General features: G+C 66.7%; 29 protein-coding genes. 10 read left to right on the top strand and 19 right to left on the bottom strand.

Features of this window, described 5'->3' with window-relative positions; genetic code table 11:
* Nucleotides 1-73 precede the first annotated feature (73 nt).
* The 4 genes from VOI27_RS05160 to VOI27_RS05145 all read right to left on the bottom strand — a co-directional run bounded on the left by VOI27_RS05160 (nt 74) and on the right by VOI27_RS05145 (nt 3,391).
* Nucleotides 74-589, bottom strand: a complete 516-nt coding sequence (locus VOI27_RS05160; protein ID WP_323764234.1) for a polymer-forming cytoskeletal protein — start codon at nt 587-589, stop codon at nt 74-76.
* The gene (locus tag VOI27_RS05155) at nt 579-1,889 is read right to left on the bottom strand and encodes a M23 family metallopeptidase (RefSeq protein ID WP_323764233.1); all 1,311 of its coding nucleotides are present in this window, start codon (nt 1,887-1,889) and stop codon (nt 579-581) included. Before VOI27_RS05155 ends, VOI27_RS05160 begins: the two co-directional genes overlap by 11 nt.
* 213 nt (nt 1,890-2,102) lie before the next feature.
* The gene (locus VOI27_RS05150) at nt 2,103-2,900 is read right to left on the bottom strand and encodes a ferritin-like domain-containing protein (protein WP_323764371.1); all 798 of its coding nucleotides are present in this window, start codon (nt 2,898-2,900) and stop codon (nt 2,103-2,105) included.
* Nucleotides 2,901-2,917: 17 nt separating this feature from the next.
* Nucleotides 2,918-3,391: a peroxiredoxin gene (locus tag VOI27_RS05145; protein ID WP_323764232.1), complete on the bottom strand. Its 474-nt coding sequence runs from the start codon at nt 3,389-3,391 to the stop codon at nt 2,918-2,920.
* A 101-nt stretch (nt 3,392-3,492) separates the two neighbouring features.
* Between VOI27_RS05145 and VOI27_RS05140 the strand changes: the two genes are divergently transcribed.
* Entirely contained in the window at nt 3,493-6,822 is a 3,330-nt protein-coding gene (locus tag VOI27_RS05140; RefSeq protein WP_323764231.1) for a DUF3971 domain-containing protein, read from the top strand.
* Between the two features lie 3 nt (nt 6,823-6,825).
* Here VOI27_RS05140 and VOI27_RS05135 read toward each other — a convergent pair whose 3' ends face one another.
* From VOI27_RS05135 to VOI27_RS05125, 3 genes are all read right to left on the bottom strand, one after another.
* Nucleotides 6,826-7,272: a hypothetical protein gene (locus tag VOI27_RS05135; RefSeq protein ID WP_323764230.1), complete on the bottom strand. Its 447-nt coding sequence runs from the start codon at nt 7,270-7,272 to the stop codon at nt 6,826-6,828.
* 76 nt (nt 7,273-7,348) lie between these two features.
* The gene (guaA, locus tag VOI27_RS05130) at nt 7,349-8,920 is read right to left on the bottom strand and encodes a glutamine-hydrolyzing GMP synthase (RefSeq protein WP_323764229.1); all 1,572 of its coding nucleotides are present in this window, start codon (nt 8,918-8,920) and stop codon (nt 7,349-7,351) included.
* A gap of 135 nt (nt 8,921-9,055) precedes the next feature.
* Nucleotides 9,056-9,781: a DUF2270 domain-containing protein gene (locus VOI27_RS05125; RefSeq protein WP_323764228.1), complete on the bottom strand. Its 726-nt coding sequence runs from the start codon at nt 9,779-9,781 to the stop codon at nt 9,056-9,058.
* Nucleotides 9,782-9,899: 118 nt separating this feature from the next.
* Here VOI27_RS05125 and VOI27_RS05120 point away from each other — a divergent pair, with 118 nt between their 5' ends.
* From VOI27_RS05120 to VOI27_RS05110, 3 genes are all read left to right on the top strand, one after another.
* Nucleotides 9,900-10,253: a Lin0512 family protein gene (locus tag VOI27_RS05120; protein ID WP_323764370.1), complete on the top strand. Its 354-nt coding sequence runs from the start codon at nt 9,900-9,902 to the stop codon at nt 10,251-10,253.
* Nucleotides 10,250-10,612 (top strand): Lin0512 family protein, encoded by a 363-nt coding sequence (locus tag VOI27_RS05115; RefSeq protein WP_323764227.1) that lies wholly within the window; start codon nt 10,250-10,252, stop codon nt 10,610-10,612. The genes VOI27_RS05120 and VOI27_RS05115 overlap by 4 nt, the downstream gene beginning before the upstream one ends.
* Before the next feature lie 122 nt (nt 10,613-10,734).
* A complete protein-coding gene (locus VOI27_RS05110; protein ID WP_323764226.1) occupies nt 10,735-12,279 on the top strand; it encodes a trimethylamine methyltransferase family protein in 1,545 nt (514 codons plus the stop codon).
* A gap of 6 nt (nt 12,280-12,285) precedes the next feature.
* Here VOI27_RS05110 and VOI27_RS05105 read toward each other — a convergent pair whose 3' ends face one another.
* Nucleotides 12,286-12,570: a DUF6477 family protein gene (locus tag VOI27_RS05105; protein ID WP_323764225.1), complete on the bottom strand. Its 285-nt coding sequence runs from the start codon at nt 12,568-12,570 to the stop codon at nt 12,286-12,288.
* 203 nt (nt 12,571-12,773) lie between these two features.
* On the opposite strand from VOI27_RS05105, the gene VOI27_RS05100 reads away from it, so the two are divergent.
* On the top strand, nt 12,774-13,892 hold the full coding sequence (locus tag VOI27_RS05100; protein WP_323764224.1) for a DUF6456 domain-containing protein: 1,119 nt from the start codon (nt 12,774-12,776) through the stop codon (nt 13,890-13,892).
* Between the two features lie 3 nt (nt 13,893-13,895).
* Here VOI27_RS05100 and VOI27_RS05095 read toward each other — a convergent pair whose 3' ends face one another.
* Both VOI27_RS05095 and phhA read right to left on the bottom strand, forming a co-directional pair.
* Nucleotides 13,896-14,225 (bottom strand): 4a-hydroxytetrahydrobiopterin dehydratase, encoded by a 330-nt coding sequence (locus tag VOI27_RS05095; RefSeq protein ID WP_323764223.1) that lies wholly within the window; start codon nt 14,223-14,225, stop codon nt 13,896-13,898.
* 25 nt (nt 14,226-14,250) lie between these two features.
* Entirely contained in the window at nt 14,251-15,048 is a 798-nt protein-coding gene (gene phhA / locus VOI27_RS05090; RefSeq protein WP_323764222.1) for a phenylalanine 4-monooxygenase, read from the bottom strand.
* Between the two features lie 116 nt (nt 15,049-15,164).
* On the opposite strand from phhA, the gene VOI27_RS05085 reads away from it, so the two are divergent.
* On the top strand, nt 15,165-15,632 hold the full coding sequence (locus VOI27_RS05085; RefSeq protein ID WP_323764221.1) for an Lrp/AsnC family transcriptional regulator: 468 nt from the start codon (nt 15,165-15,167) through the stop codon (nt 15,630-15,632).
* A 112-nt stretch (nt 15,633-15,744) separates the two neighbouring features.
* Here the strand turns inward: VOI27_RS05085 and VOI27_RS05080 are convergent, their stop codons facing one another.
* Nucleotides 15,745-16,296 carry a cupin domain-containing protein gene (locus VOI27_RS05080; RefSeq protein WP_323764220.1) on the bottom strand — a complete coding sequence of 184 codons (552 nt, stop codon included), beginning with the start codon at nt 16,294-16,296 and terminating at the stop codon, nt 15,745-15,747.
* 104 nt (nt 16,297-16,400) lie between these two features.
* On the opposite strand from VOI27_RS05080, the gene VOI27_RS05075 reads away from it, so the two are divergent.
* Nucleotides 16,401-16,961 carry a TetR/AcrR family transcriptional regulator gene (locus VOI27_RS05075; RefSeq protein ID WP_323764219.1) on the top strand — a complete coding sequence of 187 codons (561 nt, stop codon included), beginning with the start codon at nt 16,401-16,403 and terminating at the stop codon, nt 16,959-16,961.
* Between the two features lie 148 nt (nt 16,962-17,109).
* Here VOI27_RS05075 and VOI27_RS05070 read toward each other — a convergent pair whose 3' ends face one another.
* On the bottom strand, nt 17,110-17,661 hold the full coding sequence (locus tag VOI27_RS05070; protein ID WP_323764218.1) for a peroxiredoxin: 552 nt from the start codon (nt 17,659-17,661) through the stop codon (nt 17,110-17,112).
* Nucleotides 17,662-17,930: 269 nt separating this feature from the next.
* On the opposite strand from VOI27_RS05070, the gene lipA reads away from it, so the two are divergent.
* Entirely contained in the window at nt 17,931-18,881 is a 951-nt protein-coding gene (gene lipA / locus VOI27_RS05065) for a lipoyl synthase (RefSeq protein WP_323764217.1), read from the top strand.
* Between the two features lie 299 nt (nt 18,882-19,180).
* On the opposite strand, the gene VOI27_RS05060 is transcribed toward lipA, so the two are convergent.
* The 3 genes from VOI27_RS05060 to VOI27_RS05050 are packed head-to-tail and all read right to left on the bottom strand — an operon-like array spanning nt 19,181 to nt 21,658.
* Nucleotides 19,181-20,236, bottom strand: a complete 1,056-nt coding sequence (locus VOI27_RS05060; RefSeq protein WP_323764216.1) for an FAD-dependent oxidoreductase — start codon at nt 20,234-20,236, stop codon at nt 19,181-19,183.
* A 42-nt stretch (nt 20,237-20,278) separates the two neighbouring features.
* Nucleotides 20,279-21,193, bottom strand: coding sequence for a cytochrome c (locus tag VOI27_RS05055; RefSeq protein ID WP_323764215.1), 915 nt, complete (start codon nt 21,191-21,193; stop codon nt 20,279-20,281).
* Between the two features lie 9 nt (nt 21,194-21,202).
* Nucleotides 21,203-21,658 carry a cytochrome c gene (locus VOI27_RS05050; RefSeq protein WP_323764214.1) on the bottom strand — a complete coding sequence of 152 codons (456 nt, stop codon included), beginning with the start codon at nt 21,656-21,658 and terminating at the stop codon, nt 21,203-21,205.
* Between the two features lie 96 nt (nt 21,659-21,754).
* Between VOI27_RS05050 and VOI27_RS05045 the strand changes: the two genes are divergently transcribed.
* Complete coding sequence (locus VOI27_RS05045) at nt 21,755-22,612, top strand: LysR family transcriptional regulator (protein ID WP_323764213.1); 858 nt, start codon at nt 21,755-21,757, stop codon at nt 22,610-22,612.
* Nucleotides 22,613-22,614: 2 nt separating this feature from the next.
* On the opposite strand, the gene VOI27_RS05040 is transcribed toward VOI27_RS05045, so the two are convergent.
* Together VOI27_RS05040 and hpt are read right to left on the bottom strand one after the other, a co-directional pair.
* Nucleotides 22,615-22,791, bottom strand: coding sequence for a hypothetical protein (locus VOI27_RS05040; RefSeq protein WP_416374646.1), 177 nt, complete (start codon nt 22,789-22,791; stop codon nt 22,615-22,617).
* Between the two features lie 5 nt (nt 22,792-22,796).
* Entirely contained in the window at nt 22,797-23,336 is a 540-nt protein-coding gene (gene hpt / locus VOI27_RS05035) for a hypoxanthine phosphoribosyltransferase (RefSeq protein ID WP_323764211.1), read from the bottom strand.
* A 72-nt stretch (nt 23,337-23,408) separates the two neighbouring features.
* On the opposite strand from hpt, the gene VOI27_RS05030 reads away from it, so the two are divergent.
* Entirely contained in the window at nt 23,409-23,858 is a 450-nt protein-coding gene (locus tag VOI27_RS05030) for a type II toxin-antitoxin system RatA family toxin (RefSeq protein WP_323764210.1), read from the top strand.
* A gap of 211 nt (nt 23,859-24,069) precedes the next feature.
* On the opposite strand, the gene VOI27_RS05025 is transcribed toward VOI27_RS05030, so the two are convergent.
* Together VOI27_RS05025 and VOI27_RS05020 are read right to left on the bottom strand one after the other, a co-directional pair.
* A complete protein-coding gene (locus tag VOI27_RS05025; protein ID WP_323764209.1) occupies nt 24,070-24,924 on the bottom strand; it encodes an alpha/beta hydrolase in 855 nt (284 codons plus the stop codon).
* 202 nt (nt 24,925-25,126) lie between these two features.
* The gene (locus tag VOI27_RS05020; RefSeq protein WP_323764208.1) at nt 25,127-26,308 is read right to left on the bottom strand and encodes an ammonium transporter; all 1,182 of its coding nucleotides are present in this window, start codon (nt 26,306-26,308) and stop codon (nt 25,127-25,129) included.
* Between the last annotated feature and the right edge of the window lie 118 nt (nt 26,309-26,426).

The raw sequence follows: 26,426 nt of genomic DNA, 5'->3' as shown, positions 1-26,426 counted from the left end.
GCAAAAGGCCCCGCGGATCGCGAGGCCTTGGCAGGTCATAATGAGGCTAACTGGCCCGATCTTTTGGCCCGGCTTATTGCCCGGTGGGGCGCTGCTGCGGCTGTTGCTGCGGCTGCGCCGGGGCCTTGCCCTTGGCGTTCAGCGGATCGTCCTGGCGCTGAACCGAGCCTTCGAAATGCGCACCGCTCTCGATCGCGATGGTCTTGTGGATGATGTCGCCCTCGACCCGCGCGGTCGCGGTAAGACGGACCTTGAGGCCCCGGACACGGCCGACGATGCGACCATTGACCACCACGTCATCGGCAACGCATTCGCCCTTGATGGTGGCGGTCTCGCCGATGGTCAGCAGGTGGGCGCGGATGTCGCCCTCGACGGTGCCTTCGACCTGGATGTCGCCGGTGGTCTTCATGTTGCCGACCACATGCAAATCCGACGACAGGACCGATGCCGGCGGCTTGGCCTTGGGCGAAGAGGAGGGCTTGTAGTCGGGCTGTGGAGGCATGGTAGGCTTCTTCTGTTCTGCGGCCGCAGGTCTTGCAGCGTCATCGGCCTTGGGGCCGGGCTCGTTGATTTTGCTTTTAGAAAACATCTTTCGCAGCCTTCAGATAAATCATTGGATTGACGGCTTTGCCGCCAACACGGACCTCATAGTGCAGATGCGTGCCGGTGGAGCGTCCTGTGTTTCCCATATCACCGATGCGATCACCGCGCGAGACCCTTTGGCCCTTCTGCACGCGGATTTTCGACATATGCGCATAGCGTGTCTCGATGCCGAATTCATGCTGGATCTTGACCAGCTTGCCATAGCCCGACTGCCAGCCGGCATGGACCACGACACCATCGGCGGTGGAATAGATCGGCGTGCCATGCGGGCCGGCGAAATCGGCCCCGGCATGCAGCCGGCCCCAGCGATAGCCAAAGCCACTGGTGAAGCGATAGGAATCCTTCAGCGGCGCGGCAAAGGGCGCCTTGGCGGCGGCGATGCGATAGAGGTTGAGCCGATCCATCTGGTTGAGGATGCGGTTGGCGCGCTTGCTGTCCTCGGTCAGCTCGCCCCCCTTGGTGGAAAAGCTCAGCGGCATCAGCGGGCCGCCCTGGCCGGAATAGCCGGCGCGTACCTTGTCGAGGATGTTGTCGGGGTTCATGCCGGCGGCCTTGAACATCTTGTCGAGCGGGGTGACCGAGATCGTCATCGCCTCTTCGAGCTGGCGGAAGATGGCGTCGTTCTTCTCTTCCATGCTGCGCAGTTCGGTGGCCATGGCGTCGGCGGCGATCAGCGCCTGCTGGGCGTCGGCGACCACCCGGTCGCGTTCCTGGGCGGTGCGCTCCAGCGCGTTGGCCAAGAGGTCGACGGTCTCGCTGTCGGCGCCGGACTGGCCGGGCAGGGTGCCGCCGTTGTCGAGCGCCGCCTGCAGGGTGGCAAATTCGGATTCGACTACCTTCTTGTCGGACATAACGTCGCGCAGGGTGGCCTGCACCACCTCCATGCCGGTTTCCAACTCGCGGCGGCGGATCTCGGAGCCGAGCAGCTCGGACTGCATCACCGAGATCTGTTCGAGCGCGGAATTGAAACGCGCCTGAGCGGCGAGGGCATCGTTGGCGCGGGCGTCGCGTTCCTGGCTCAGAGAATTGAGCCGCGCCATGTAGGTCTGCTGGTCGCGGCGGGCCTGTTCGCGGAAGTTGCCGGCACCGATCGAATCCATCAGCAGGATGGCGGTGGCGATGATCGACCAGGCGATCACCAGCGCCGAGCCGGTGAATGCGATGAACTGGGTTTCGGGTTTCAGCCGGATGAATCGGGTGTCGGTGTCCGAGCGCAGGAACAGGCGGCGTTCCGGAAAATATCTCTCGAGAATCGCGTGAAGTCTGATCGCTAGCCGTGTCCGCACCGCAGCTGTCCCTTATCTTGTTCGTCCGGTGGCGCGTTGTTCCCCGCACCTGGCCCCTCAGCCTCCTTAACCAGAGCTTTACACACGCGCAAGTTTGCAGGCCGTTTGATTCGGCAAAGCGGCGCTCAAACGGCCCGATGGGCGAAAATTCGCCGATATCGGAAGGGGTTGCGTTAGGTAAGCTCAGCGGTCTTTCAAACGGCCGGCGGCGGGCTAGGCGGCGCCGGTCTCGGTCAGCGGCCAGTAGAAATCCGGCGGAAGGCCGGCCTCGGCGCGCTTTTCCTCGTTGAACGGCGGTTTCAGCGGGCCCTTGAAATATTTTGTGACCAGCTGGTGAAAGACGTCCTTCGGGTCGAGATCGTGCCGCCCGCACAGGAAGTGGAACCACTTCGAGCCATAGGCCACATGCGCGACTTCCTCGCTGTAGATCACCTCCAGTGCCTCGACCGCGCGGGTCGCGCCCGCCTTGCGAAAGACCTCGATCATCCCCGGCGTCACGTCGAGCCCACGCGCCTCGAGCACCATCGGCACCACCGCAAGCCGGCCCATTAGGTCCTGGGCCGTGTCCTCGGCGGCGCGCCACATGCCGGCATGGGCAGGCAGGGCGCCGTAGAAGCTGCCCTCGGCCTCGAGACAGTCGCACATCAGGTTGAAATGCTTCGATTCGTCGTCGGCGGCCCTGACCCAGTCGTCATAGAAACCCGGTGGGAAGTCGGTTTCCGTAAAGCGGGCGAGGATATCCCAGTGCAGATCGACAGCGTTCAGTTCGATATGTGCAACCGCATGCAGAAGCGCCACACGCCCCGCCGGACTGCCCGGCTTGCGCTTGGGCACGTCGCGCGGTGACAGCAGCGCGGGCTTTTCGGGCCGCGCCGGGCGCAGCGGCGGCGCGGCGTGCCCGACCGGCAGAGACTTGCCCGCGGCCCGCGCCCCCAGCCACGTGGCGGCATGGGCGCGCGACAGCCGGGTCTTTTCACGGCCATCGGCGGTGCTCAACACCTCGACCGCCATTTCGGCCAGCGTCAGGCTCACAGCCCGCGCACCGCTTCGAGAACCTCCTCGGCGTGGCCATCGACCTTGACCTTGCGCCATTCGCGCACCAGCCGGCCCTCGCCATCGATCAGAAAGGTCGAGCGCACGATGCCCATGAAGGTCTTGCCGTACATCTTCTTTTCCTGCCAGACGCCGAATTTTTCGGCGATATCAGTGGCCTCGTCCGACAGAAGCGGTACAGTCAGGTCATGTTTCGCAACGAACTTGTCGTGACTTTGAACCGAATCCTTGGAAATCCCGAAAACCTGCGCGCCGGCGGCCTCGAACTCCGTGCGCAGGCCAGAAAAGGCGATCGCCTCCTTGGTGCAGCCGGAGGTCAGGTCGCGCGGGTAGAAGAACAGCACCACCGGGGCGGGGCGCAGCGCGCCGAGGCTGACGGTGTCGCCGCCATCGCGCGGCAGGGTGATGTCCGGCACGATTTCGCCGGTTTGAAGCTGGCTGGAGGTCATGTGATCCGCTTTCCCTTGGTTGCCGGGCCTACACCCAATATTAGGACCTGGCAGGCCAGAAATTCAGACGCTTGTCAAATCCCGGGAGGCGGCTCGAGCCGGTGAGCAGCGAAAATCAGGAACAGACCGACGCCGGCAAGCGCGTGCGCCGCGGTGCAAGGCCCGGACCGCGCAAGCGGATGATCGTGGCGCGGGCGGCGCTGATGATGGTGTTCTGGGTGGCGGTCCTGTCGGGGGCGCTGGTCTGGGGCGGGCTGTCACTGCTCGGCCGGCCGCTGAACGCGCCCGACTGGCTGCGCGCCGAGATCGAGACCCGGATCGCGCGGCAGCTGCCCGGCTACGAACTCAGCTTTTCGGAGATGACGCTCTTCGTGCATTCCGATTTGCGCCCCGAGATCGCGCTCGAGGATGTGGAACTGCGCCAGGCCGGGACCGGGCGGGTGCTGCTCGAACTGTCGCATGCCGAGGTCAAGATCGCCCGCCGCTCGCTCTATCAGGGGCGCCTGCAGCCGCGCAGCATTTCCGTCGCCGGGGTGTTCCTGCGGCTGCGGCGCGGCGCCGATGGCGCCTTCGACCTGGCCCTTGGCGACGGCATGGGCAAGGCGGGCATCGGCCTCAACGGGCTGATCAGCCAGATCGACGACCTGCTCTATCAGCCACAGTTCGCAGCCCTCGCCGAGATCGAGATCAACGCCGTCACCCTGCAGTACCAGGACGCCCGCGCGCGCCGCAACTGGACAGTGGACGGCGGCCGCATCGCCCTGTCACGCGAGCGCGACATCCTGCAGCTGCGCGGCGATTTCGCGCTGCTCAGCGGCAGGTCCTATGCCTCCACGCTGGAGGTTTTCGGCGAGAGCGCCATCGGCTCCGACGGGGTCAGCCTCGGGATCGCCGTCACCGACGTGCCCTCTGGCGACATCGCCAGCCAGAGCGCGGCGCTGGCCTGGCTGGGGGTGCTGCGGGCGCCGATCTCGGGCGCGCTGCGCACCTCGTTTCAGGAAGACGGCAGGCTTGGTCCGCTGAGCGCCACACTGTCGATCGGCGCTGGCGTGGTGCAGCCCAGCGATGCCACCCGGCCGATTCCCTTCACCTCGGCGCGGAGCTATTTCACCTATGACCCGGCCGAGGACACCCTGCGGTTCAACGAGCTCGCGGTGGTCAGCGACTGGATCAACGCCACCGGTGACGGCAGCGCCATCCTCGAGGGGGCGGACAGCGGCCTGCCCAGCTCGCTGCAGGGGCAGGTCAGCCTGTCGGGGATCAGCGCCAACCCGGTCGGGCTCTATGACGCGCCACAGACACTGACCTCGGCGGCACTGGATTTCCATCTGGCGCTTGATCCCTTCGTGCTGCGGATCGGCCGGCTGGCGCTGTCGGACACCGGCCAGACCCTGCGCGCCCGCGGGCGGGTCGAGGCCGCGCCGGAGGGCTGGGACATCTCGGTCATGGCGCAGGTCGACGAAATCGGGCCGGAGCAGCTGCTGGGCTTCTGGCCCGCCGGCGTCAAGGTGAAGACCCGCGCATGGATCGCCGAAAACGTGCGCGAGGGCCGGTTGCGCAACCTTGCGCTGCGGCTGCGCAGCACGCCCGCGGCCGCCGCGCCCGAGCTATTTCTCAGCGTCGAGGTCGCCGATGTCACGGTGCAGTTCATGCGCACGCTGCCGCCCGTCACCGGCGCCTCTGGACTGTTGCAGTTCGAGGACAACCGGCTGGCGGTCAGCGTCGACCGCGGCGTGCTGCAGGCCGGCGAGGGCGGCACGCTCGACGCGGCCGGCACGGTCTTCACCATCCCCGATGTGCGGGTGAAACCCAGCCCGGCGCAGGTGCAGCTGGCTGCTGCCGGGCCGCTGAAGGCCGCGCTCTGGGTGCTCAACCAGGCGCCGATGTACGCGCTCGACAAGGCCGGGCGGCCGATCGACATTGCCGAGGGCCGGGTGCAGGCCACCGGGCAGATCGACTTTCCGCTGCAGAAGAAGCCGCCGAAGGGGTCGGTGCGCTTTGCCGTCACCGGGCGGGGATTTGACATCTCGACCGGCAAGATCGTGCCCGACAAGGTGCTGGCGGCCGATCATCTGCGCTTTTCCGCCAGCAACGATCACCTGCGGATCGAAGGCCCGGGTACGCTTGCTGGCGTGCCGTTCGATGGCCATTGGCAGACGCCGCTGGGCCCGGGCGCCGCCGAGGCAGGCTCGCGCGTGGTGGCGGATGTGGCGCTCTCGCCCGAGGCGCTCGAGACCTTCAACGTCGCGCTGCCGCCGGGCTCGGTTTCGGGGCGGGGCAGCGGGCGGCTCGAGCTGGCGCTGGTCAAGGGCCGCCCGCCGGCGTTTTCGCTGACCTCCGACCTCGCCGGCCTCGGGCTGCGGCTCGACGCCATCGGCTGGTCGATGGGGCCGCGCAGCACCGGCAAGCTGGCGCTGGCCGGCGTGCTGTCCAAGCCGGTGCGGGTCGACAGCCTGGCGCTGAACGCGCCCGGGCTCGACCTCGAAGGCCGGCTGACCCTGCGCGAGACCGGCGGGCTGCAATCTCTGGCGATCAGCCGGCTGCGCGCCGGTGACTGGATCGACGCGCCGGTGACGCTGACCGGTCGTGGCCGCGGCGTGGCGCCGGCGGTGCAGGTCTCTGGTGGGCGGATCGACATGCGCAACGCGCCCTTCACCTCGACCCGCGGCAGCGGCGGCGGTGGCACGGGTGCCGGTCCGCTGGTGCTGGCGCCGGACCGCCTGCAGATCACCGACGGCATCGTGCTCAGCGGATTTCGTGGCGATTTCGCGCTGAGCGGCGGCATGCTGGGCGAGTTCCAGGCCAGGCTCAACGGCGGCGTGCCGGTGCGCGGCAGCATCCAGCCCACCGACAAGGGCAGCCGGCTGGTGATCAAGTCAGACGATGCGGGCGCGGTGCTGCGCGATGCCGGGATGCTCAAGAACATGCATGGTGGCAGCTTTCACCTGAAACTTTTGCCCACCGGCGCCCCCGGCACATTTGACGGCGAGCTCGATATCCGCGACACCCGCATCCGCAATGCGCCGGTGATGGCCGAGCTGCTGAACGCGATCTCGGTGATCGGCCTGCTCGAACAACTCGGCGGTCAGGGCATCTCCTTTCCCGAGGTGGAGGCGCGGTTCCGGCTGACGCCGAAACAGGTGATCCTGACCCGGTCAAGCGCGGTGGGCCCGTCGATGGGAATCAGCCTTGACGGCTATTACGACCTCGCCAGCAAGACGATGGACATGCAGGGCGTGCTGTCGCCGATCTATGTGGTGAACTTCGTGGGCCAGCTGTTCTCGCGCAAGGGCGAGGGGTTGTTCGGGTTCAATTTCAACCTGCGCGGCCAGGCCAGCGCGCCGAAGATCTCGGTCAACCCGCTCTCGGCGCTGACGCCGGGGATGTTCCGCGAGATCTTCCGGCGGCCGCCGCCGACGCTGACGGAGTGACGGTTACAGGGGATCGCAATCCGGCAGCAGGCTCATGACCATTTCAGGGCTCGGCCGCACCCGCTCAGGCAACTCCTGCAGCACGTCATCCATCACTTCGGCGCTGGATCGCGCGACATCGCAGCCGTAATCGCCCAGCGTGCCCCCGGGATTGTCCTGTTGCCAGTCAAGATAGTCCTGCCGCTCAAAGGCGGCCGCGGCCGCGAGTCCAAGCAGTGGCACACCGACCATCACTCGGCGCAACCGCGCCTTGGATTTGCTCCGGGCCACTGCCTTGGCGACGGCTTTGCGTTGCGCCAGCGCGCTGCCGGCGGCCGAGGCGCTCAGGGTCGCGACCTGCGCCGAAAGCGAGAGGGTCTTGACCGCAAGCCCGGCGGTGGAGACGGCGAGCGTGGCGCAGGTGATCAGCAAAAAGGCGGTGTTCCTGAAAAGCGAAAAGACAAACAGCATCGGACGACCCCATGAAACGAAAACGCCGACCCAGAATAGGGGTCGGCGCGCGTTTGCCAATGGAGACTACCGCTCGTCATTCCCACTCGATCGTGCCCGGCGGCTTCGAGGTCACGTCGTAGGTCACCCGGTTGATGCCCTTGACCTCGTTGATGATCCGCGTCGCCGTCTCGCCGAGGAAGTCGTGGCTGAACGGATAGTAATCCGCCGTCATCCCGTCAACCGATGTGACCGCGCGCAGGGCGCAGGCGAAGTCGTAGGTCCGGCCGTCGCCCATCACGCCGACCGTGCGCACCGGTAGGATCGCGACAAAGGCCTGCCAGATCTCGTCATAGAGCCCATGCTTGCGGATCTGGTCGATATAGACCGCATCCGCCTTGCGCAGGATGTCGAGCTTCTCGCGGGTGATCTCGCCGGGGCAGCGGATCGCGAGGCCGGGGCCGGGGAAGGGATGGCGGCCGATGAAGCTGGCGGGCAGGCCGAGCTCGTGGCCCAGCGCGCGGACCTCGTCCTTGAAAAGCTCGCGCAGCGGCTCGACCAGCTTCAGGCCCATCTTTTCGGGCAGGCCGCCGACATTGTGGTGCGACTTGATCGTCACCGAGGGGCCGCCCGAGAACGAGACCGATTCGATCACGTCGGGGTAGAGCGTGCCCTGCGCCAGGAACTGCGCGCCCTCGATTTCGTCGGCGTATTTCTGGAACACGTCGATGAACAGCCGGCCGATGATCTTGCGCTTGGTTTCCGGGTCAGAGACGCCGTCAAGCTCGCCGAGGAACAGCTCCTGTTCCTGGGCGTGGATCACCTGCAGGTTCATGTGGTCGCGGAACATGCCGACGACTTCCTCGGCCTCGTTCAGCCGCAAGAGCCCGTGATCGACGAAGACGCAGGTCAGCTGGTCGCCGATCGCCTCGTGCAGCAGCGCCGCCGCGACAGAGCTGTCGACCCCGCCGGAGAGCGCGCAGATCACCTTGGCCTCGCCCACCTGGTCGCGGATCTTGGCGATCGCTTCCTCGCGGTAGGCGTCCATCGTCCAGTCGCCCTTGAAGCCGGCGTCGCGGATGAAGTTCTCGTAGAGCGTCTTGCCGTTCGGGGTGTGGTGCACCTCCGGGTGGAACTGCACCGCGTAGAACCGCCGCTCGAGATCGGCGGTCACCGCAAAAGGCGCGCCGGGCGAGGTGCCGTAGACAGCAAATCCCGGCGCGATTTCAGAGACATGGTCACCGTGGCTCATCCACACCTGCTCGCGGCCCGAGCCGTCGAGGAACCAGCCGGTCAGCAGATCGGGACGGGTCTCTGTCGGGGTGACCCAGGCCCGGCCGAACTCGGCTGTCGCATGTTCGCCGGCCTCGACCTTGCCGCCGAGGTCGGCCATCATCACCTGCTGGCCATAGCAGATGCCGAGGATCGGCACGCCCAGTTCGTAGACCGATTTCGGCGGCCGGGGCGAGCCCTCGCGCATCACCGAATCCGGCCCGCCGGAAAAGATCACGGCCTTGGGCGCGAACTCGGCCAGAAAGCCGTCGGTCACGTTCTGGTAGGGGTGGATTTCGCAATAGACATTCAGCTCGCGCAGGCGGCGCGCAATGAGCTGCGTCACCTGGCTGCCGAAGTCGATGATCAGAAGGCGGTCATGGGTCTCGGGTGTCATGACAGCGCTTTAGGCGCGTGCGGGGGGGAGGGCAAGAGTGTCAATGCGATTTGCCGGGCCTCTTGGCGTGCCAAGGATCACTGCGACCGCCCCGAGGAAGTCCCGGCGCGGCGGCCGGGACGGGGTGACGCGGGTTCAGCCCATCGAATCCGACCGCGGCCGCCGGCGCTGGGCCGCACGCCGGGCATCGCGGCGGTAGGACCAGATCGCCAGACCGGTCCAGGTCGTCACGTAGATCACGCCGCCGGCGATCAGGACCTCGCCGGGGATGGGGCCCACATCGGCGCGGTTGATTGCCTGCTCCCAGCCGGTGATCGGTGTCGGATGCACCGCGATCTTGCCGGCGAAGGCCAGCGTCTGGATCAGCAGGATCCACAGGTAGTTCGACCGGATCCGCCGGCCGATCGCCACCAGAAAGGAGACATGGTAGCGCGGCCGCAGGTAATCCTCGGCCAGGGTCTTCTGCCAGTTCTCCTCGAGGTGCAGGTCACCGTCATAGAGCATCGGCGCGTAGAAATGATTCTCGAGCCAGCGGCAGCGCGCGCGCCAGACATTGAAGTAGCGGTAGCGCCGCGCCTCCAGAAACAGGAACAGCATGATCAGCACGCCGACCAGAACCAGCGGCAGGGGCGAGGCTTCGGGCGAGGAGAAGGAGATCGACAGCGCCACCCCCAGCGTCACCACCGACCAGTTGGTCGTGGTGTCGAGCCGGGTGCGCCAGATCGTCGAGCGATAGACCTCGCCGCGATAGAGATGCGCCACCGCGGTGATCTCTGGCGATGTCAGCGTCTTGCGCTCGTTCCGCGCCGTCAGCACATTGGATGCGTCGGACGCGGTCTGGGTCTCGCTCTGGGTCGTCATTGCGCCACCGTGTTTTCCCTTCATCATCATGCACATCCTTTGGGCACCGGTCAAAGGTTGCGGGGGATTGACCGTTGACCTTGCAGCGCGCTTCGGGCTTGCCTGCGGCAAACGGAGGATGGTGATGGAACGGATATTGACCGAGTTCGGCATGGGCACTTCGCTGCGGCGGGGCGACTACACGCAGGCGGCCAAACGCGCGGTGGAAAACGCGCTCTGGCACAATTCGATCAACGCGGCCGAGCTCTTCGGCTTCGACAAGGCCGACATGGCGATTTCAGTGCGGATCGCGGTGCAGCGTCCTGAGAAGGTCGACCGCGCGGCGGTGGCGGCGGTCTTTCCCTATGGCGCGCCGCGGGTCGAAGTGGTGCAGGGCGGGCTCGACATACCCCGGCCCGAGGGCGCGGGCCATCCGACGGTGATCGCCCATGTGGCGCTGACGGTGTCGTTCGACATGGAGCGGGTGGCATGAGGCGGCTGATCATCGAGATGGGGCAGGGCGTGGACCTGCACGGTCAGGACTACACCAAGGCCGCCGGCCGCGCGATCGACGACGCGCTGCGCCATTCCAGCCTGCATGTGGTCAAGACGCTGAAGCTGCCGCCCGACGATGTGCAGATCAGGGTGACGCTGGGGGTGCAACAGCCCGACGCGGTCGAGACCGGCGCGCTGGCCGGGAAATTCCCCGTCGGCCGGGTGACGATCACCGTGGTGGCTGGCGGCATGGACGTGACCCATCCCGACGGCGACACCCAGGTGGTGGCCAGCGCGGCGATCGAGGTGTTTTTGCCCGAACAAACCGGCTGGCGGCTGCGCCCTGCGGCGGAATGAGACCGGCGGCATGTCGTTTTCCCGCCTCAAAGGGCGGATTCCCCACACGCGCCGCCGCGGCCCTGCTGTAAATCCGGGGTAACCACCGGCAGACGCCCGGGAAAGATCGAAAGGGTGAGCATATGTCAGACGCAGCAGGTCGCAGGCGGGCACGGGGAGGCGGCGGCGCGGCACGGCGCGCGGCACGGTCGGCGGTGAGCTTTGACACGGCGAAATACATCGAGCGCAACATCCCGAATTACGAGGTGCTGACCGAAGAAGCGCTGGAGATCATCGAGCGCAACGCCGAGACCCTGCTGGAAGAGATCGGCGTCAATTTCGTCAACAACCCCGGCGCCTGCGCGCTGTGGAAGGAGGCCGGCGCCGATGTCCAGGGCGAGCGGGTGCATATCCCGCGCGGCCTCGCGCGCAAGCTCTGCGAAACCGCGCCGTCGCGCTTTACCCAGCACGCCCGCAACCCAGACCGCAACGTCGAGATCGGCGGCAAGTCCCTGGTGCTCGCGCCGGTCTACGGCCCCCCCTTCGTGCGCGACATGGCGGGCGGGCGGCGCTATGCGACGATGGCCGATTTCCGCAAGTTCGTGAAGCTGGGCTACATGTCGAAATGGCTGCACCACTCCGGCGGCACGGTCTGCGAACCCACCGACGTGGCGGTCAACAAGCGCCATCTCGACATGCTGCAGGCCCATATGACGCTGTCCGACAAGCCCTTCATGGGCTCGGTCACCGAGCCCTCGCGCGCACAGGATTCGGTCGAGATGTGCGAGATCCTCTTTGGCCGTGACTTCGTGCAGCAGAACACGGTGATGACCTCGCTGATCAACGTCAACTCGCCGCTGACCTTCGATGACGTGATGATGGGCGCGCTCGAGGTCTATGCCAAAAACAACCAGGCCTGCATCCTCTCGCCCTTTATCGTCGGCGGGGCGATGGCGCCGGTCTCGGTGGTGGGCACGCTGACCCAGGTGCTGGCCGAGGTGCTGGCCGGGATCGCCTATGCGCAGCTGGTCCGCCCCGGCGCGCCGGTGATTTTCGGCGCCTTCGTCACCTCGATCGACATGAACAGCGGCGCGCCCACCTTCGGCACCCCGGAGGCCAGCCAGATCCTTTATGGCGCCGGCCAGCTGGCGCGGCGCATGGGCTTGCCGTTCCGCTCCGGCGGGGGGCTCTGCGGCTCGAAACTGCCCGATGCCCAAGCCGCCTACGAGACGACGCACACGCTGAACGCCGCGCTGCTGGGCGGGGTCAACTTCATGCTGCACGCCTGCGGCTGGCTCGAGGGCGGGCTGGTGTCGAGCTTCGAGAAATTCGTGATGGACGCCGACCAGCTCGGCACCCTGCACAAGATGGCTGCCGGCGTCATGGCCGACGAGAACGCCCAGGCGATGGATGCCATTCGCGAGGTCGGCCCCGGCGGGCATTACCTAGGCTGTGCCCACACTCAGGCGAATTTCCAGGATGCCTTCTGGAAGACCCAGCTGTTCGACTACAAGCCCTTCGAGACCTGGGACGAAGACGGCGCCCGCGATACCATGACGCTGGCCGCCGAGCGGGTCGAGAGGCTGCTGGCCGATTACCAGCAGCCGATGCTCGATCCGGCAATCAACGAGGCGCTGGCCGGCTATGTCGCCAGAAAGAAGGCCTCGATGCCGGACAGCTTTACCTGAGCCGGGTCAGACGCCGGGGCGCAGCATCTGCGCCTCGCCCATCATCGCCACCAGCACCTCGACGTGACGCGCCACGCAGTAGCTGGCGCATTTCTGCAGCCGTGCATCGTTGAGCCCGCGTTCGATCTCGATCAGCCGCATCAGCGCCGGCCCGGCCCGGCGCGGCGGCTCGCTGCCCAGCGAGCGGCGCAAGTGGATGCTGCGGCGATAGTCCGCCAGCCCGGCGCGGGCGGCGCGGATCAAAAGCCGCGGACGGTGAAGCTGGCGCAGAAGGGTCAGGGCGTCTTGCATGGCGGGTCCTCTCGCTGAACTGATGGCGCAGAGAGTTGCACAGCTTTTGCGGGTGTTGCGTTTTCACGCTGGTCAGAGTGCGCCGGCGTCAGACTTGTTTATCCTTTGGAAACAATGATGTCTCCCAGCGACAACTGTTAACCAACGAGTAACCTTGTCGCCTTTAGGTTGTGGGTAACTTGAGAAGACGTGGGATATGAGCCTTGTGCAAGACTGAGTGCGGAGCCTCGCAGGTGATCGATCTGCCGGTGGCGGGAGACTGGCCCGCCTGGGTGCCCGCCGCGGCTGCACACTATATCCGGCACGTGGAGCAGGGGCTTTCGCTGCGGCAGCTGGCACGGCTGTCGGGCTGTCATCCCTCCACCGTGTTGCGACAGGTGCGACGGCTGGAAAACCGCCGTGACGATCCGCTTGTCGACGCCGCCCTGCGGCAACTCGGGAAATCCACCGGCCTGAAGGCGCCAACTGCGAAAGGCGATCCCATGGCGGCACCATTCCCCCGGCCCGACTGCACCCGGACCGATGACGAGACCCTGGCCCGCGAGGCGCGGCGCATCCTGCGGCGGCTGACCGAGAGTGGCGCGGTTCTGGCGGTGGTACCAGACATGGAAAAGGCGGTGGTGGTGCGCGACACCGCCTCCGGCACCACCCAACGCACGGCGGTGGTCGACACCCATATCGCCGAGGCACTGGCGCTGAAGGAATGGATCGACTGCAAGCTTCCGGGCCGGATCGCGCGCTATCACATCACCGCCGCCGGCCGCGCCGCGCTGAGCCGCCTGCTGGCGCAGGAGGAAAGCGGCGCGCTGCAGCCGCAGGGCATGGCCGAGGCGCAGGCGCCGTTTTCGGCCGCGCCGGCCGAGGCCGCACCTCTGCGCAAACGCATCCGCTACACCGCCAACGAGACGCCGCTGACCCTGCTGGCGCGACGTCGCGACAAGGATGGCACGCGGTTCCTGAGTGATGATCTGGTGGCCGCCGGCGAGCGCCTGCGCGAGGATTTCGAAATTGCCCAGATGGCCCAGCGCACCACCCAGAACTGGGACAGTTTCCTCACCGGTGGCGCCCAGACCCCGGGCAGCGGCGACGGCCCGATGGCCAGCACCGAGGCCCGCCGCCGGGTGGCCCATGCGCTGCGCGATCTCGGCCCCGGCCTCGGCGACGTGGCGCTGCGCTGCTGCTGCTATCTCGAGGGGCTCGAGACCGCAGAGAAGCGCATGGGCTGGTCGGCGCGCTCCGGCAAGATCGTGCTGCGCATCGCCCTGCAACGGCTGCGCCGGTTCTACGACGAGGTGCAGGGCGGCGAGACGCTGATCGGCTGAGGCTTACGCCAGCAGCGCGTCAAACTCCCGGGCGCAGGCGATGTCGACCTCGGTCAGCCCGCCGGCCTCATGGGTGGTATAGCTCACCGCGCAATAGCCCCAGCCAAAGGCCACATCCGGGTGATGGCCATGCTGGTCGGCCATCCAGGCGGCAAGGTTGGCAAGGTAGACCGCCTTGGCAAAGCCCTTCACCGTGATCCGCCGGGTGATGGTGGTGCCCTCGTCAGACAGTTGCCAGTCGCCGGCCAGCCCGGCGATCTGATCGCGCGCCGCGTCCTGGTCCAGCACCGGCGTATCCGCCGAACAGCCGCCACCGATATTGCAGGTCGTCATGTCATGTCCTCCTCAGGCCGCATCCTCAGGCCGCATCGGTTTTCGGCGGATAGGCCGGGGCATGCAGCCCCAGCGCCTGCGCCCGGTGCACATCCGCCAGAAGGTCACGCTCGGCCGCGGCGAAAAGATCGTCAAGCGCGGCGATCACGAAATAGATCGGCTGGTGGATGTCGATCCGGTAGGGCGTGCGCAGGATGTCGATGATGTCGAACGGCCGCCGCTCTGCCCCCTCGGCCTGCACCGCCCAGGGCAGTTCGGTCACCGACGAGGCCAGCCCGGAGCCCAGCGCCTTGTGCCGGCCGTCCTCGACCACCAGTCCGAATTCGATGGTGAACCAGTAGAGCCGGATCAGCCAGGCATAGTCCTTGCTTTCGGCGCGCAGCCCGGCCTGTCCGATCGCTTGGCTGAAGCCGGCAAACCGCGGGTCGGTCAACAGCGGCGCATGGCCAAAAAGCTCGTGAAAGATGTCGGGCTCCTCGATATAGTCGAAATGCTCGCGCCGGCGGATGAAGGACGCGGCGGGAAAGGTCTTCTCGGCCAGCATCCCGAAGAACCTGCCAAAGGGGATCAGGGCCGGCACCGGCGCCACTTGCCAGCCGGTCAGCGCCCGCAGGGTCTCGGACACCTCCGGGCATTGCGGCACACGGTCGCGCGGCAGGTCGACCCGCGCCAGCCCGTCAAGATAGGCGCTTGCGGAATGCGCCTGCACGTTCGGCAGTTGCCGGTCGTATAGATCGCGCCAGACGGCGTCCTCGCTGGCGTCATAGGCAATGAAACCCCGGTCGTCGGGGATCTTTGCGGCATAGCTGGTCGATTTCGGCATGGTGTCTCCTCCTCGCCCCCAGACTGCGCCGGCGCGGGAGGAATTTCTTGCCGATCTTGCCTGTAGATGAGAAGTTTGAGGCAAGCTTTGCCGTTCAAACGCGATCTGGAGGCAAGATGACCCTCACCCTCGACGAGACCGACCGGCGGATCCTCCACATCCTGCAGACCGACGGCAAGGCGAGCATTCAGGAGATCGCCGACCGTGTGGCGCTCTCCACCTCGCCCTGCTGGCGGCGGATCAAGCGGATGGAGGAGACCGGCCTGATCACCGGCTACACCGCGCGGCTCAACCCCAAGCATCTCGGGTTGCACGCGCTGGCCTATGTCTTCGTCACCCTGATGGACCACCGCGAAGAGACGATCGCGGCCTTCAACCGATTGGTGCAGACCGAGGACCGGATCACCGAATGCGCCAGCGTCACCGGCGAAAGCGACTATATCCTCAAGATCGCCGCCAAGGACCCCGAGGACCTCGAGCACTTCCTGATGCGCGGCATTCTCGCCTCGGGCCTGGTGCGTGCCAGCCACACCAACTTCGTCCTGCGCCGCACCAAGCCCACCAGCCCCTGGCCGATCCTCTGAACGCCCGCCCGATCCTTCTTCTTCTGTTCAAAAATACCCTCGGGGGAGTCGCCAAAGGCGGCGGGGGCAGAGCCCCCAAAGGCGCAGCCATCCGCCCGCGCAGGTCCCGCCGTCAGCCGGCCGCGCCGTCAAACACCTGTCCCGCCACCGGCTCGCCCGGAAACCGCAGCCCGAAGCGCTCGAGCAGCCCCGGCACGCTGTCCGGGTCCATCTCGAGCGCATATTCCTCGCAGAGCGCGCCAAGCGTCTCGGGCGGCACGGCGGTCACCCCGCCCAGGTCCGACAACCGCTCGAAAAACCGCTCGAAGCCGGCCGGGGCGATAATCTCGAGAATGCGGGCCGGGCGGTCGCCGGCGTTCCAGAAGGTGTGCCACTGGCCGCGCGGCTTGAACACCAGGTCGCCCGGCCCGGCCTCGACAACCTGATCGCCCAACAACGCGCCCATCCGGCCTTCGAGCACGAAACTGTATTCATCCTCGTTGAGGTGCCGGTGCAGCGGCGCCGCCAGCGCCCGCGGCGACATCGGATGTTCGACCAGAGAAAACCCGCCGCCGGTCTCGCCCCCGTCGATCAGGAACCGCACGCCGATCGTGCCCAGAAACCCCAGTTTGCCCTCCGCCGGCCCGACGATTCGCGCCGGAGCCCTGTCTGCCACCTGATCCATATCGTTTCCTTTCAATGAACATGTGTGTACCATCAACTAAGGGCGGTTCGGTGAGTCGAGTCAATATTGGATGAACACAAGTGTCCGATGAAAAAAGAAGCTATGTGAAACGCAAACGCGCCGAGGAAGAGGCGCAGACCCGGGCGCGGATTGCCCAGGCGGCGGTGGACTTGCATGGCAGCATCGGCCCGGCGCGCACCACGATCAGCGCGGTGGCCGAGCGTGCCGGGGTGCGCCGGGCCACGGTCTACCGGCATTTCCCCGACGAGGTGGCGCTGTTTTCTGCTTGTTCCTCGCGCTGGCTGGCGCAGAACCCGCTGCCGGACGTGTCGCAGCTGTCGGCGCTCGAAGATGAAAGCCGCCGGCTCGAGGCGGCACTGACCGCGGTCTATGGCTATTACCGGCCGAATGTCCGGATGCTGTCGAACGTGATCCGCGATGCCGAGACCTCGCCGGCGCTGCGCGAGACGCTGGCCGGTTTTCAGGCCTGGCTGGCCGATCTGCATGCCGCGCTCGCGCCCGCGCCGGGCCCGCCGCTGCGCGGTGCGGCGCTGGCCCATGCACTGAGCTTTCCGGCCTGGCACGCCCTGGCGATCGGGCAGGGGCTGAGCGATGCCGAGGCCAGGGTGCTGATGTGTGCCATGGTGGCAGCGGTGCCCGGCTGAGACGGGCGCTGGGCTGGCGTGTCCTGCCGCGAAACCTCCCGGCGACACGAAAAAAGGACCAAGGGCGCGCCTCGGTCCTTCTTCTGTTCAAAAATACCTCGGGGGAGTCCTCGCTCGCGAGGACGGGGGCAGCGCCCCGGAACCCGGTTTATTCCGCCGCGACGCCCTTGGCTTGATCCGCCAGGTACTCCAGCAGGGTCTCGGGCGAGGACACGCCGTAGGGGTCTTCGCCGTGGTTGTCGGCCAGGCCGGGTTCCTCGAACCAGGCTTCGACGACGCCGTCCTTGACGATCGCCGCATAGCGCCAGGAGCGCATGCCGAAGCCGAGGTTGTCCTTGGCCACCAGCATGCCGATCTTGCGGGTGAACTCGCCCGACCCGTCGGGGATCACCGAGACGGTTTCGAGCTTCTGGTCGGCCGCCCATTTGTTCATCACGAAGGCGTCGTTGACCGACATGCAGTAGATCGCGTCAATGCCGTGGCTAGCAAAGGTCGCGGCGTTCTTCTCGAAACCGGGCAGCTGGTAGGTCGAGCAGGTGGGGGTGAAGGCGCCGGGCAGGGAGAACAGAACCACCCGCTTGCCGGCAAAATAGTCGGCTGTGGTCTTGTCTTCCCAGCGGAAGGGGTTGGGACCGTCGATGCTGTCGTCGCGCACGCGGGTGCGGAAGGTCACGTCGGGAAGTTTGAATCCGGTTTTCATCTTGCTCTCCGTCAATCGTCTGGGCCAGGCCTCTGGCGCTCATCTGTGGCCGGGCGCACCGGCCTGGGGGATATGTAATGCTGCACAAGCGAAGTAAACCCTTCGCAACCGCAGAATGTACCTGAGGTCTAAGGGATTCTGCCGGCAGGGAGCAAGACCCGAGCGGCCCGGCGGGGCCTCGGCATGGCAGGCTTGCTCTATGGGCATGGCTCAGGGCAGGCGGCTGTGCTATAGGCGGAGCAAACAGCCAAAGTCGCGGGGAAGACATCGTGCGAGACCTCAAGATCCCTGAGCAGCGTCATCCGGAAAAGGCACATCGCCCGGACAATGCCCAGCCCAAGAAACCAAGCTGGATCCGCGTCAAGGCACCGGGCGGCGAGGGCTACAACACCACCCGCAAGATCATGCGCGAGAACAACCTGGTGACGGTCTGCGAAGAGGCCAGCTGCCCAAATGCCGGCGAATGCTGGGCGCAGGGCCATGCCACCATGATGATCATGGGCGACATCTGCACCCGTGGCTGCACCTTCTGCAACATCGCCACCGGTCGGCCAGAGAGCCTCGATGCCTTTGAGCCGGGCCGGGTGGCGCATGCGGTCGACAAGCTGGGGCTCAACCACGTGGTGATCACCTCGGTCGACCGCGACGACCTCACCGATGGCGGTGCCGAGCATTTCGCCCAGACGATCCGCGCCGTGCGGCACCGCGCGCCCGCCACCACCATCGAGATCCTGACGCCGGACTTCCTGAAATGCGCCCCGGAGGTGCTTGAGGTGGTGGTCGAGGCGAAACCGGATGTCTTCAACCACAACCTCGAGACGGTGCCGGGCCTCTACCCCGAGGTCCGCCCCGGCGCGCGCTACTTCCACTCGCTGCGGCTGTTGCAGCGGGTCAAGGAGCTTGATCCGTCGATCTTCACCAAGTCCGGCATCATGGTGGGCCTGGGCGAAGACCGTCAGTCGGTGACCCAGGTGATGGACGACATGCGCGCGGCAGATGTGGATTTCCTGACCATTGGCCAGTATTTGCAACCGACGCCCAAGCATCACGCGGTGGAACGGTTCGTACATCCCGATGAGTTCGCGGCCTATGAGAAATCGGCCTATGGCAAGGGCTTCCTGATGGTCTCGGCCACGCCGCTGACCCGCTCGTCGTATCACGCCGGCGATGATTTCGCCCGGTTGAAGGCCAACCGCGAGGCGAAGCTCGCCAAGGTCTGAAGGCCCCGCGACAGGGGCTTTGGCGAGGTGGGTTGAAAACCCACCGACTCGTCTTCTCGTTCCGGTGGGGTGCGGGCCTTCCCCGGCGGATAACGGCTAATCGGCTGCATCGTGGGGTTCCACCCCCTACACCCTCCGGCGGGTCACGACCATCCCCCGTAGGGTGGGTTTTCAACCCACCTTCACCCCCGGCAGATCACCACCATAGCCGTAGGGTGGGTTTCCAACCCACCACTTCCGGCAAACCGACCCAACCGTCCGCAGGGTGGGTTTCCAACCCACCGAACCGCACCTCACGCTCACCCCGACACCAACCGCCGCACCAGCGCCCGCCCCAAAGGCGGCATCGCGGCGCCGAGCTTCATCGCCCGGAGCGCCAGCCCGCGGCGGGTGGCACTGGTAGTGTTGAGCATCTTGCGGCCGCACTCTGACAGGCGGATCACCCGTGCCCCCTCGGGGTGGCGGGTCTCGGTATAGCCGTCGGTGGTGCCGTCGATGATCCTCTGCGCCAGGTCGGCGGCATCGGCGATCCCGAGGTTCATGCCGCGCCCGCCCACCGGCGAATGGCAATGCGCCGCGTCGCCGGCCAGGAACACCCGGCCCTCCTGGTAGCGCTTGACCTGCCGCACCGAGACGGTGAAGCTGCCGCGCCGGCGCACCCGGCGGATGTCCATCGGCACCGGCAGTGCCGCCAGCGCATCCTCGCGCGAGGCAATCACCCGGAACCGGTTCTCCTCGAGCGGCACCACCACCAGAACGTCGCCCTGGTCCAGCAGGAAGCCCTGAAACCGCGTCGGATCGCGCCAGCCCTCGGCATCGACATCGGCGATTGACCAGAGCCCCGGCAACTCGCGGCCGCGGAAGTCGAGCCCCATGGCCTCTCGCACCGCAGAATGCACGCCATCGGCACCGATCAGGTAATCCGCCTCAAGCTGGCCATCGCCGGTCTCCACCACCACGCCGTCGCGGGTCTGGTGAAAGCCGCGGAACTCGACGCCGTAGCGGACGATCTCGCCGTAATGCGCCAGCGCGGTCTCGAGATGCGCCTCGGTGCGGTCCTGCGCCAGCCCCCAGAGCCGGCTGGCGTCATCGAAGCCCAGCGGCAGGCGGGCCACCTCTTCGGCGCGCAGGTGGAAGGTGATGCCGGAAAACGCCACCGCCTCGCGCAGGATGGCATCAGCCACGCCAGAGGGCCGCAGGATCTCGAGCGAGCGCGGTTGAAGCCCCACGGCGCGTGACAGGTAGGAGGGGCCAGGGCGCTGCTCCAGCGTCGTGACGCGCGCGCCCAGACGGGCCAGCTCGACAGCGGCCGTCAGCCCGGTGGGACCGGCCCCGGCAATCACCACATGCATCATATCCCCCCAGATATCTCCGGAGAAGCCTACACCGATTCTGCCTCAGGACCCCGTGTCTGCCGTCTCTGCCGCCGGCAATGCCTTGACATATGCGGCAATTGCGGCACGGTCCTCGGCGCTCAGCTTGGCGGTATTCTCGATCACCGCCGCCATATGGCCACCGGCGCTGTCGAACTCCGGGGTAAAGCCGCTCTCGAGATAATAGGCGATATCGGTGGCCGACCAGGAAAGCTGATCCGGCGTCAGCCCGGGGATCGTGCCCTTGCCAGAGGGATCCGGCGCCCCGGCCATCCAGCGGCTGCGGTCGAGCCCACCAAGCGTGTTGCGCGGGGTGTGGCATTCGCCGCAGTGCCCCAGCGCCTCGACCAGATAGCGGCCGCGGGTCAGATCGGCGCCAAGGTCATTGCCGTCCATCACCCAGCTTTCGTCGAAAAACAGCATCTTCCAGCCGCCAAGGCTGCGACGGATGTTGAACGGAAAGCCGACCTCATGGGCCTGCGAGGGCGTGTCGCTCGCCGGCAGGGTCTGCAGGTAGGCATAGAGGTCGGTGATGTCGCGGTCGCCCATCTTGGCATAGGAGGTATAGGGAAAGGCCGGGAAATAATGCGCGCCCTCGGGCGAGACGCCGTGCAGCAGTGCATTGGCCAGGTCCTGCAGCGTCCAGTCGCCGATGCCATGTTCGGGATCGGGCGAGATATTGGGCGCAGTAAAGGCGCCGAAGGGCGAGGGGAAGGACTGGCCACCGGCCAGCACCAGCTTGTCGTCGCCAGTGGCGCCGGGCGCCGCATGACACGAGGCGCAGCCGGCGGCATTGAACACCGTCTCGCCGCGGTCGACTTCGCCACCCTCGGGGTCGACAAAGGCATCCTCGGCGACCGAGCTCGGCGCGGTCAGAACCCAAGCCAGCCCGGCCGCGACGATCGCGGCCGGAACCAGAACTTTCAGGACCTTAGCCATCGGCCAGGATCACTGCGGGATGCGATAGGTTTCGTGGCAGGACTTGCAGGCGCCGCCAAGCGCGCCCATCACCGGCCCGAGCGCCTCCGTGCCGGTGCCCACCTCGGCCACCGCCTTGTCGGCCGCGGCGCCAAGCGCGGCCCATTTCTCGTTGAAGCCCGCGAGGTCGCCGGCGATGGTTGGCTTGGCGGTCGAGCCCTCGTTCATCTCGCCATCGGATCCTTCGGGAAACAGCGACGCGAAATGTACGTTCGACGCCGCCTGGATCGACTCGGCGGCCATGGTGGCGGCCTCGGCGTCATATTCGGTCTCGCCCTTGGCCATCCCGCCGAGGGTGCCGAGGTTGAGCGCAATCACCCACATCGTGCCCTGACGGGCCTTGATCTGGTTCTTGTATTCCTGCGCCACGGTGGCCCCGCCAGAGAGAATTGCGGCGGCGGCCAGAACAGTTACAATCTTTTTCATCAGTACCTTCCCGAAGTTGGTGCCTAAAGCGAACCATAGTATGCACGTCCCGTATCACAAACATATTCCGCAACCCTGCGAAACAGGTCCGCATTCATGCACAACGACAACTGGGACGACCTGAAATTCGTGCTGTGCGTCGCCGACACCGGGTCGGTCAGCGGTGCGGCTCGGGTGCTCGGGGTCAACCACGCAACGGTTCTGCGCCGCGTCGCCGCCTTTGAAGAGGCGCATGGCACGCCGGTGTTCGAGCGCTCGCAACAGGGGTATCGGCTGCGCACGGATCGCGCAGACGTGATCGAGGCGGCGCGAGAAGCGGCACAGGCTCTGGGCCGGGTCAGCCACCTGCTGCGCGGTGATGCGGCGGTGGCGGGCGATTTCCTGCGGCTGACCTCGACCGATAGTTTCTGCGCCGGGGTGCTGGCCGCCGGCATGGGCCGGATCTCCGAGGTGATGGCGCCGCACCGGGTCTGCCTGATGTCGAGCAACGTGCATCTCGACATGGGTCGGCTGCAGGCGGATGTGACGGTGCGCCCGGCGCGCAGCAAACCCGCCGACATGGCCGGCACGGCGGCGGCGGAGCTGGGCTTTGCCACCTACGCCCGCGATGCAGAAGAGACCCGCTGGCTGGGCCTCGCCGGGCCTCTGGCGCGCGCCGCGCCGGCGCAGTGGATGGCCGAGCATGTGCCGTCCGGACAGATCACCGCCTGCGCCGACAGCTTTCTGGTCCTGCGCGAGATGGCCCTGCAGGGGCAGGGGATCGCCATCCTGCCGCAGATCCTCGCCGCCGCCTGTCCCGGGCTGCAACGGGTCGCACGCGGGCTGCCCGAGATGCGCATCCCGGTCTGGGTGCTCTGCCACCGCGATCTGGCCGGCTCGCCGCGGATGGCGCGGTTCATGGCGGTGGTGTCAGAAGTGCTGCAGGTCCACGGGGCGGAACTCGCCGGCGGCTGAGATCAGGGCCGTGGCCCGCCCCAACGCAGCCGCTCGGCGGTGAGCGCCTCGGGCCAGCCGACCCAGCGCTCGACGGCATAGAGCGCCAGACAGGCGGCGATCACCGCCAGCACCAGCTTGACACGGCGGGCCGAAGGCGGGCGCCGGGCCCAGAGCGACATGCGGTAGAGCCAGTGCATCGCCGTCATCCGGTGAACCGGACCTTGCCGATATACGGCAGGTTGCGGTCGCGTTGGGCATAGTCGATGCCGTAGCCCACGACGAATTCATCGGGGATCTCAAAGCCGATCCAGTCGGCACGGAAATCGACCTCGCGCCGGGTCGGCTTGTCGAGCAGGGCGATCGACCGCAGCCGGGCCGGATGGCGCGAGTTCAACAGCGCCACCACATGGCTCAGGGTGTGGCCGGTGTCGACAATATCCTCGACCACCAGCACGTCACGGCCCTCGATCGCACCGCGCAGGTCCTTGAGAATCCGCACCTCGCGGCTTGATTCCATCGCGTCGCCGTACGAGGAGGCCTCGATGAAATCGACCTCGACCGGCAGGTCGAGCTCGCGCACCAGATCGGCGATGAACACGAAGGAGCCGCGCAGCAGGCCCACCACCACCAGCTTCTCGGTCTTGGAAAATTCGCCGCGGATGTCGTGGCAAAGCTCTTCGATGCGGGCCGCAATGGCCTTGGCCGAGATCATCTGATCGATGACATATGGACGCTGTGACATGACCCACCCCTTGAAATCCGGCGTTCAACGGGCGACATGGGCCCCGAACTGTCATGACAAATCCGGGGCCAGATGCCAACCCATTCCGAAACCCGCCATCTCCCCTATACCGCGCAGCAGATGTACGATCTGGTGGCGGACGTGGGCCGTTATCCAGAATTCCTACCGTGGAACGCCGCCGCGCGGATCCGCAAGCAGGAGCCGCAACCCGATGGCTCGGTGCTGATGGAGGCCGACCTGGTGATCTCATTCAAGGTCTTCCGCGAGCGGTTCGGCAGCCGGGTGATCCTCTGGCCAGAGGCCAAGGAGATCGAGACCGAATACCTCGACGGCCCGTTCAAGTACATGAAGTCCGACTGGCGCTTTACCGACCGGGAGGACGGCGGCTGCGACGTGTCGTTCTTTGTCGATTTCGAGTTCAAGAACGCGATCTTGCAAAGGATCATCGGCGTGGTCTTCAACGAGGCGATGCGCCAGATCGTGCGCGCCTTCGAGACCCGGGCGAAACACCTCTACGGCTGAGACGCCGCTGACGCCCGGCTTTCGACCGAAAACGCCGCCCCGACGGGGGCGGGCGCAGTCGATATCCGTCAAACCTCGGTTCGTTGCATGTGCCGACGCAGCCCCGGGGCGCGGCCAGCCGCAGGCCCGGCAGCCTGTGATCTTCCCAGACGCACGCCGGCCGGGGCGTCGCGACCTGCACCGCAGCAACGGCGCCCCCGCCAAGCCAGGATCAACCGATCCGTTGCCGCCCGGTCTCCGGCGCCTCGGCCGCGTCAACCTCGCGAACCAGCGCATTGATCTCCTCGGCGATGATCTGCGGATGGTCTTCCGGGGTGAAATGCCGCCCGCCCTCGATCCGCCGCAGCGGCGCCGCCAGGTCCCTGGCCAGCCGCTCGCCGTAATCCAGCGTCTGGAACTCGTCCTCGACCCCCCAGGCGATCCGCGCCGGGATGCCAAGTCGGGGCAGGGCCTCGGCCACCGCGCGGGTGTCGGCATTGTCGAGCGATTGCGTCTGCCGCACGAAGGCCTCGGCGCCGTCATGGGCTTCGTACTGCGGCGCATGCACCTCCAGTGCCGCCGCCCGCGCGGCCTCGGTGTCATGACCCTTCGAGAACATCAGCTTCATGAACTGCCGCACCGATCCGTCAGGCGCATGTTTCAGCAACGAGCCGGTGGCGGCCACCGCCTTGACCACCGGGACCGGCCAGCTATCGTGGCAGATCGCATTGGTCAGAAACAGCCCTGCCACCTTCTCGGGGTGCCGCACGGCGAGGATCTGCGCCACACCGCCGCCAAGGTCATGCCCGGCCACCACCGCCTGCGAGAGGCCCTGCGCCTCCATCCAGGCCGCGAGATAGCCAGCCTGGGCCGCCACGGAAATATCGCGGTCGCGGCCTTCGGGGATCGAGCTGCCATAGCCCACCATCTCCCACGCCAGAACCCGGCGGCCCTCGATCAACGGCGCCACATGGCGCCAGAGCGCCGGGCCGGTGGGGATGCCGTGGACCAGGATCACCGGATCGCCGGTGCCGGTCTCCTGCCAGCGCATGTCGATGTCTTGAACCCGGGCGGTATGGCTATGCATGTCTTGGCCTTCCTCTGTGCATCTGTGTCACCAGACCAACACGCCCCGCCACGCCCCTGTTCCACGACCGCGGGCCCCGACACCACGCCCGAGCGCAAAAAGGACCCCCGCAGGGGCCCTTCTTCTGTTCACAAATACCCTCGGGGGAGACGCCGCAGGCGGCGGGGGCAGAGCCCCCGTGCGCCCCCCCCCCCGGCGCGGCTCAGCTGGCGTGGTCGTAGGCCCGCTCGCCGTGCACCATGATGTCGAGCCCGCTGTGCTCGGTCTCCTCGTCGACCCGCAGCGGGGTGATCGCCCGGACCACGTAGATCAGCACCACCGTGACCACCACGGTGAACACCCCGACGATCACCAGCGAGCCCAGCTGCGCCACGAAACTGCCGGCGCCGAAGACCGCGATCATGATCGTGCCGAAGATGCCGCCGACGCCATGCACCGCGAAGACGTCGAGCGTGTCGTCGATCTTGAGCGCATTGCGGATCAGGTTCACCGCCTCCTGACAGAGCACGCCGGCCACCGCGCCGATGATCAGCGCCTCGACCGGGCCGACAAAGCCCGAGGCCGGGGTGATCGAGGCCAGCCCCGCGATGGTGCCGGTGACCATGCCGACGAGCGAGGCCTTGCCGAACTTGATCTTCTCCCAGAGCGCCCAGCTCAGCGAGGCGGTGGCCGCCGAGAGATGCGTCACCGTCAGTGCCATCGCGGCCCCGCCATCGGCCGCCAGTTGCGAGCCGCCGTTGAAGCCGAACCAGCCGACCCAGAGCATCGCCGCGCCGATCATCACGAAGCCGGGATTGTGCGGCGGCGTGGTCTTGTTGCGGCGCGGCCCGAGGAACACCGCGATCAGCAGCGCCGCGAGACCGGCGGTCTCATGCACCACAATGCCGCCGGCAAAATCGCGCACGCCGGTCTCGCCGAAGAGGCCGCCATCGGCCAGCATGCCGCCGCCCCAGACCCAATGCACCACCGGCGCATAACACAGCAGCATCCAGAGGCCGGAGAACAGCAGCACGAAGCCGAAGCCCACCCGCTCGACATAGGCGCCGACGATCAGCGCCGGGGTGATGATGGCAAAGGTCATCTGGAAGGCAAAGAACAGCACCTCTGGCAGGGTGCCCGCAAGGTCATCGGTGCTCATCCCCAGCAGCATCATCTTGTCGAGCCCGCCCCAGAGCCCGCTGTCGCCGCCGCCGAATGCGATCGAATAGCCGGCGACGAACCACAGCACGCTCATCAGGCAGGCAATGGCGTAGCAATGCATGAAGACGCTGAGCACGTTGCGGGCGCGCACCAGGCCGCCGTAAAACAGGGCAAGCCCCGGCAGTGTCATGAACAGGACCAGCGCCGTTGCGACGATGATCCAGGCGGTATCAGCTCCGTTCATCCCTCGGATTCCTTCTTGAGTGCGGTTTCCCGGGAAAAACCGCAAAGTCGCTGCAAAAAAAAGCAGCAACGCCGCTCAAGGCCGCACAAAACCGCGGCATCCGTGGTGTGCCTGAATT

The organism is Marinovum sp., assembly GCF_034669705.1.
Lineage (GTDB): Bacteria > Pseudomonadota > Alphaproteobacteria > Rhodobacterales > Rhodobacteraceae > Marinovum.
Note: the sequence above shows the minus strand (reverse complement) of the source record. Positions and strands in the feature narration are given on the sequence as shown.